At 32.8% G+C, this 7,452-nt stretch carries 7 protein-coding genes; all 7 read left to right on the top strand.

The features are described 5' to 3' along the window. The first annotated feature begins 135 nt into the window (after positions 1 to 135). The 7 genes from CDO51_RS10460 (at position 136) to CDO51_RS10430 (ending at position 7,346) form a co-directional block, all read left to right on the top strand. The gene (locus CDO51_RS10460) at positions 136 to 1,374 is read left to right on the top strand and encodes a competence/damage-inducible protein A (protein WP_089024216.1); all 1,239 of its coding nucleotides are present in this window, start codon (positions 136 to 138) and stop codon (positions 1,372 to 1,374) included. A gap of 12 nt (positions 1,375 to 1,386) precedes the next feature. Then, a complete protein-coding gene (locus CDO51_RS10455; RefSeq protein ID WP_089024215.1) occupies positions 1,387 to 2,778 on the top strand; it encodes a metallophosphoesterase family protein in 1,392 nt (463 codons plus the stop codon). 93 nt (positions 2,779 to 2,871) lie between these two features. Further along, a complete protein-coding gene (gene recA, locus CDO51_RS10450; protein WP_089024214.1) occupies positions 2,872 to 3,933 on the top strand; it encodes a recombinase RecA in 1,062 nt (353 codons plus the stop codon). Positions 3,934 to 3,936: 3 nt separating this feature from the next. Continuing rightward, a complete protein-coding gene (locus CDO51_RS10445) occupies positions 3,937 to 4,404 on the top strand; it encodes a regulatory protein RecX (protein ID WP_089024213.1) in 468 nt (155 codons plus the stop codon). 254 nt (positions 4,405 to 4,658) lie between these two features. Beyond that, positions 4,659 to 6,122 carry a ribonuclease Y gene (gene rny, locus CDO51_RS10440; RefSeq protein WP_240503550.1) on the top strand — a complete coding sequence of 488 codons (1,464 nt, stop codon included), beginning with the start codon at positions 4,659 to 4,661 and terminating at the stop codon, positions 6,120 to 6,122. A gap of 86 nt (positions 6,123 to 6,208) precedes the next feature. Continuing rightward, positions 6,209 to 6,991, top strand: coding sequence for a TIGR00282 family metallophosphoesterase (locus CDO51_RS10435; protein ID WP_089024211.1), 783 nt, complete (start codon positions 6,209 to 6,211; stop codon positions 6,989 to 6,991). A gap of 94 nt (positions 6,992 to 7,085) precedes the next feature. Then, positions 7,086 to 7,346: a stage V sporulation protein S gene (locus CDO51_RS10430; RefSeq protein ID WP_012447932.1), complete on the top strand. Its 261-nt coding sequence runs from the start codon at positions 7,086 to 7,088 to the stop codon at positions 7,344 to 7,346. The last annotated feature ends 106 nt before the right edge of the window (positions 7,347 to 7,452 follow it).

The raw sequence follows: 7,452 nt of genomic DNA, 5'->3' as shown, positions 1-7,452 counted from the left end.
AGGTGCTCTATCTCTTACAGATTTTATCGGATATTCAAGTTTTTACCTAGATGTTTAAAATGGATAGTATTGAAATTCTGAGAACGAAAGAGCTTTTTAAAAGAAAATTTTACTTTATAGAGGGAGGGTGATTTTTTGATTACTGGAGAAATAATTAGTGTGGGTGATGAACTAATAGAGGGTAAAGTTTTAAATACAAATGCTAGTTATATAGCAGATCAATTAACTTCAATAGGAGTTAGTGTTAAGTATCATCAAACTGTAGGTGATGATAGTAAAGCTTTATACGAATTATTAAAGAGTTCTGTGAGTAGATCTAGTGTTATTATAATATCAGGCGGTCTAGGTCCTACTAGAGATGATATTTCAAAGGAAACTTTAGCTGATGCTTTACAGTTGCCGTTAGAATTTAGTGATCAAGAATATGAAAGAATAAATTCGTTTTTTAAATGTATTCAAAAACCAATGAGTGATAATAATAAAAAACAAGCATATATACCAAAAGGAGCAAGAATTTTAACAAATAAAATAGGGACTGCTTCAGGTTTTTTATTGACACATGATGAAAAGATCATTGTTATGTTACCAGGTCCTCCAAAGGAATTAAAACCTTTAGTCTATGAACAATTAATACCATACCTAAAACAAAAGTTCCCAAATAACCGAAATTATACTTTAAGTAAAACTCTTAAATTAATAGGGATAGGTGAATCTGTTGTAGACCAAGAACTTTCAAAGATGAACTTACCAGACGGAGTAGAAATAAGCCCATTGGCTTTTAGACATCAGGTTTACTTACAATTAAAAACTAAAGGAAAAGATAAAAATAAAATGATAAATACTCTTAACCTTGTTGAAAACGAAGTTAAAACACATTTTGATGAAAATTTATGGGGAGCAGAGAATGATAAACTTGAAGAAATAGTTACTAGACAGATGAAAGAAAAGAAGATAACGTTAGCAGCAGCAGAATCAATAACAGGTGGTATGATAACTAATAAAATAACCAATGTATCTGGTGCTAGCAATGTTTTGATTGGTGGAATAACAGCTTACTCTAACTATGCTAAAAAAAACAGTCTAAACATAAGTGCTGATGTATTAGATAAGTTTACATCTGTTAGTAAAAAAACTAGTTTTCATATGTCTAATAATGTTAGAAAAATCTTTAGATCAGATATAGGGGTTGGAATAACAGGGTACGCAGGTCCTACAGGAGATCAAGTAGGTTTAATCCATATTGTAATAACTAGTGATAAAGAGTCAAGACATTTAAAGACTGTTCTACCTGGAAGTAGAGAAGATATAAAAAATGGTTCAGCAGATTTAGCTTTAAATGAGTTGAGGTGTTTTATTTTAAAAACATTTAAATAGGGGAATCAAAATATGTCTAAGATGAACACTAAAACAGCGCAAATGGTCAAACTCTTTCTTATATCAGTAGTGACGGGACTAACCTTTGTATCTCTTTTAAGTACTTCTACATATAATTTAGGACCTTTTATGATAGAAGCGGAATTAAAGATTATTGATCATGGTTTAACAACAATTGATTTATCACCAATAGGTGAAGTAAGTGCAGAGACTCATAGTTCACCTGTTAAATTAAATGTTAATTTAGAAAGTATGGATTTAGATAAATTAACTAAATTAGTTATGTCTCCACCAAAAGAAGACCTTGTTTTGGAGTTTGAGAATCAAATCCACTCAATTATAAGATCTTTTTCTATTAAATTAATTGTATTAGGGGGCGCTGGTGGATTTTTTGGTACACTAATAAGTGGTTATAGGAATCGCGATAAATTGTTATTTGGAACATTGTTTCCAACCTTAGTTATAATAGCTCTTTTATTATTAACTTTTTTTACTTATGATGTAAATGCTTTTGAAAACCCTGAATTTGATGGAGTGTTAGAAGCTTATCCTTGGGTGATGGGTGTGGTAGATGATAGTCTTCGTGCTTTAGATGATGTTAGCTTACAGCTTCAAACTCTTTCAGAAAATTTGTTTATGTTTTTTGAAAAAGTACGAGATTTAGAAGGATTAGGTGCAATTGAAGGAGACCACAAAGTATTACACGTTTCTGATATTCATAATAATCCTGCTAGTTTAGATCTAGTGGCTCAAATAGTGAGAAACTTTCAAGTAGATATGATTATAGATACAGGGGATATTACTGATTATGGTTCACCTCTTGAAGCTGAATTAGCTTCTCGAATTTCAGGATTTAATGTACCATATGTTTTTATTTCTGGTAATCATGATTCACCACAAGTTATTAAGCGACTGGAGTCAGTTGAAAATGTTCATGCTATTAATAATAAAGAGATAATTGAAGTATTAGATTTTAAAATTGCTGGAATAGAAGATCCATCAGCAGACTCTACAGCAATGACAGTGCCAGATGAAAGTTTTTTAGATGACTATGCTATAAGATTAGAACAATTAATTGAAGAAAAAGGTGTTGAGCCTGATATATTGGGTGTTCATCACCCGCATATAGCAGAACATTTTAGAGAAGACATCCCGATTATTTTAACAGGTCATACACATCGTCCTGATGTGGATAAAGAGGAAGGAGAGTTAATAGTTAATGCAGGAACAACTGGAGCTGCTGGAATTCGTGGTCTAGAAGGGGGGGCAGATATCCCATACAGCATGGCAGTTTTACATTTTAACCGAGATAAAAAACCTGTGGCTATTGATTTAATAAAAGTTAGACATTTAGAATCAGGGTATAGAATAGAAAGGTTTGTAGTTGAAGAATATTTACGATAAAATTAAAAAAGAAGGATATTTACTTATAAAAGGAGAATTTTTAACATTCAGACTAAATATAGTTAAAAGATTTCAATGGGAGGGGAGTTAAAAATGGAAAAACAAAAAGCTTTAGATATGGCATTATCTCAAATTGAAAAACAATTTGGTAAAGGTTCAATTATGAAGTTAGGTGAAAATACAGCAAAAGCAAATGTAGATGTTATACCAACTGGTGCTTTATCCTTAGATATTGCTCTTGGAATAGGAGGTTTACCTAGGGGGAGAGTTGTTGAAGTTTATGGACCTGAATCTTCTGGTAAAACGACTGTTGCATTACACTCAGTTGCTGAAGCACAAAAGCGTGGAGGTAATGTAGCTTTTATAGATGCTGAACATGCTTTAGATCCGGCATATGCTCGTAATCTTGGAGTTAATATTGACGAGCTATTAGTATCTCAACCTGATACTGGTGAACAAGCATTAGAAATTGCTGAATCCCTAGTTAGAAGCGGGGCTATAGATGTTATAGTTGTTGACTCTGTTGCTGCCTTAGTTCCTAAAGCTGAAATAGAAGGCGAAATGGGAGATTCTCATGTTGGTCTTCAAGCTAGATTGATGTCCCAGGCATTAAGAAAATTATCAGGTTCAATTAGAAAATCAAGAACAACCGCTTTATTCATTAACCAAATTAGAGAAAAAGTTGGGGTTATGTTTGGTAATCCAGAAACAACTCCAGGAGGACGAGCTCTTAAATTCTATTCTTCAGTACGGATTGAAGTTAGAAGAACTGAATCTTTAAAAAAGGGAAATGATATAATAGGAAATAGAACTAGAGCTAAGGTTGTAAAAAATAAAGTGGCACCACCATTTAAAAAAGCTGAGTTCGATATCATGTATGGTGAAGGCATTTCTAAAGAAAGCAATATTTTGGATTTAGCTTCTGAATTAGATATAGTTACAAAAAGTGGACCTTGGTATTCATATGGTGATGATCGATTAGGACAAGGTAAAGAAAACGCTAGAAACTATCTTAGGGACAATCCTGATATTTCAGAAGCCATAGAGCTTCAGGTCTTACAGCATTATAATTTAGGTCAGACTGAATCAAATGAAGAAGATCAGGAAGAACAAAAGGATAATACAAAACAGAATAAGAAGGCAAAGAAGGGATAGAACATGTCAGACTCTGATACAGTAGATCAATTTCACGGAGCATATTCAAGAGCTATTAAATTTATGACTCATCGTCAAAAAACTACAAAAGAGATGAGAGATTACTTACTAAAAAAAGGCTATGACTTAAAAATTGTAGAAAAAGTGATTAACAGATTATATGAATTTGATTTTTTAAATGACTATAATTTTGCTAAGGAATATGTGTATAGTAAGGTGTTTAATACTAATACCCCTATTGGTCCCAAAAGAATACGATTAGAACTAAAACATAAAGGTATTGATAAAGAAATAATTGATAAAATAGTAAATGATATCTCACATGAAGAAGAAATGGATTTAGCTAAAAAATTAATATGTAAAAAAAATATTGAAATAGTTGATTTAAAAGTTAAACGAAAATTAGCAGTATATCTTGAACGCAGAGGTTTTTCAGAAGATGCAATCTTAAAGTTATTAAATATATGGTAAAATAAAACAATGGATTTAAGCTATTTCTTGACATGACCTATAAATAGGGATACAATTTAATAGACATGTTTACTTTGGTTAGCCCTCCTGACTAACTAGCTCTTTTTAATTCACTCGCAATAATATTTGCTGATTTGCATTAAATAGCAATTTAGCAAAGCAGGAGGTGAGGATTAATTAACAGTCTAATTGATATACTGTTACCAGTAGGTGCTGGAGCGATAGGTTTACTAATTGGATATCTTATTAGGAAAATGATTGCAGAAGCTAAAATTACCTCTGCTGAGGAGGCTGCAAATAGAATACTTGAGGATGCCAAAAAGCAAGGTGAGTCAATGAAAAGAGAAGCTCTCCTTGAGGCGAAAGAAGATATCCATAAACAGAGAAACGAACTAGAAAAAGAAAGCAGAGAAAGACGTAATGAGATTCAAAGGTATGAAAGGAAATTAGAACAAAAAGAAGACTCATTAACTAAACAACAAAAACGTTATGAACAAAAAGAAAAAGAGATAGCTGACAAAGAACAAAAACTGATAGAAAAAGAAGAAGGACTTAATCGGCTTTATGACAAACAGGTAGAAGAATTAGAAAACTTATCTGGTCTGACAACTCAAGAGGCAAAAGATATGCTTCTTAACCGGGTAAAAGATGATATCAGTCATGAAACTGCTATGATGATTAAAGAAATGGAAAGTCGTGCTAAAGAAGAAGCAGATAAAAAAGCAAGGAATATCATAACTATGGCGATTCAAAGATGTGCTGTGGATCATGTAGCAGAATCGACAGTTTCTGTTGTTTCACTTCCAAATGATGAAATGAAGGGAAGAATTATCGGGCGTGAAGGGCGAAACATTAGAACCCTTGAAACATTAACTGGGATCGATCTGATAATAGACGATACTCCAGAAGCTGTTATATTGTCAGGGTTTGATCCCATAAGAAGAGAAATAGCTAGAGTAGCACTTGAGAATTTAGTATCAGATGGACGAATTCATCCTGCAAGAATTGAAGAAATGGTAGAAAAAGCTAAAAAAGAAGTTGATGAGAGAATCCGTGAAGAAGGTGAACAAGCCAGCTTAGATACAGGGGTTCACGGACTTCATACTGAAATAATTAAATTACTTGGTCGACTAAGGTTTAGAACAAGTTATGGTCAAAATGTTTTAAATCATTCTATAGAGGTTTCGAGATTATGTGGAGTTATGGCCAATGAGCTTGGAATAGATGTAGCAACAGCTAAACGAGCAGGGCTACTGCATGATATAGGAAAAGCTGTTGACCATGAATACGAAGGACCTCATGTGACAATAGGAGCAGAATTGGGTAAAAAATATGGAGAGTCCTCTGATGTGTTACATGCTATCTTGACACATCACGGTGACGAAGAAGCAGAAACATTAGAAGCTGTTTTAGTACAAGCAGCTGATGCAATTTCAGCAGCTAGACCTGGAGCACGTAGAGAAACTCTTGAATCTTATATTAAACGTCTTGAAAAATTAGAAGAAATAGCAGATTCTTATGAAAGTGTTGAAAAGGCTTTTGCTATACAGGCAGGTAGGGAAATAAGGATTATGGTAAAGCCAGAACAAATTAATGATGATACAACTATAAATTTAGCGAGAGATATTTCTAAACAAATTGAAGCAGAACTAGACTATCCTGGACAAATTAAAGTTACTGTAATAAGAGAAACTCGTGCTGTAGAATATGCTAAATAATGCAGATTTAAAAATAAGTGTCCCTAATTTGGGGACACTTATTTTTAAAATATTAATTATGTAAAAATATTAGGGGAGGAAACTAAATGAGGATTTTAATGATAGGTGATATAGTAGGAAATCCAGGACGGAAATGTATACGTGATCTGTTACCTAAAATTAAAGAAAATTATAATATAGATTTTACTATAGCAAATTGTGAGAATCTAGCTGGTGGTAAAGGCATTAATAAAAAAGTAATTAATAATATTTTTACTTATGGTGTTGATGTTGCAACATCTGGTAATCATATTTGGGATAAAAAAGAAATATTCGATTTCATAGATTCTGAAACTAGAATTTTGCGACCAGCTAATTATCCAGTCAAAACACCTGGTAGAGGTTATCATATTTTTGAATTAAATGGAAACAATATTGGTATAATAAATTTATCAGGACGAGTTTTTATGTCTGATTTAGATTGTCCATTTCAGAAGGCTTCTACTATAATAGAAGAGTTGAGATCACAATGCAAGATAATTTTATTAGATTTTCATGCTGAAGCAACTTCTGAGAAGATGGCTTTAGGTAGGTATTTAGATGGTAAGGCTTCGGCTATTGTTGGAACTCACACTCATGTACAAACATCTGATGAGCGAATTTTTGAAAATGGTACAGGATATATAACGGATATTGGTATGACTGGACCGTATGAATCAATATTAGGTGTTGAATCTGAACCTGTAATAAATAACTTTTTAACACAGCTTCCAGAAAGATTTGAAGTAGCATCGGGTAAGGTGCAGTTTAATGGTGTCGTGATCGAAATTGAAGAGGCCGATGGTAAATGCAAAGATATAGAACGAATTCAAGATTTACACGAATTTTAGAAAAATATTTATTTAAAAAAGGAATTTTTAGTATTTTGTAGAATACATTTACTGTAGAACTATCATACAATATATCTTATAGGAGGTTTGATCAATGGAAGTATTAAAAGTTTCAGCAAATTCAAATCCTAACTCTGTTGCAGGTGCATTGGCCGGAGTTATTAGAGAGAGAAACAGTGCAGAGATTCAGGCTATAGGAGCCGGTGCATTGAATCAGGCTGTCAAAGCAGTTGCAATCGCAAGAGGTTTTGTCGCACCTAGCGGTATTGACCTTATTTCTATTCCTGCCTTTACAGACATAGAAATCGATGGTGAGGAAAGAACTGCAATTAAGTTAATCGTTCAGCCTCGATAGTTTCTTTTTATTTTACTTATTTTATAATTTAAATTTGTATTTGCAGTTAAATTAAGCGCCCTTAGTGGCGCTTTTTTTTCTAATTATCTACAATAAAGAGAGGGGT

Source organism: Natranaerobius trueperi (genome assembly GCF_002216005.1).
Taxonomy (GTDB): domain Bacteria; phylum Bacillota; class Natranaerobiia; order Natranaerobiales; family Natranaerobiaceae; genus Natranaerobius_A; species Natranaerobius_A trueperi.
The sequence above is the reverse complement of the archived record's forward strand: the minus strand, read 5'-3'. Positions and strand labels throughout refer to the sequence as shown.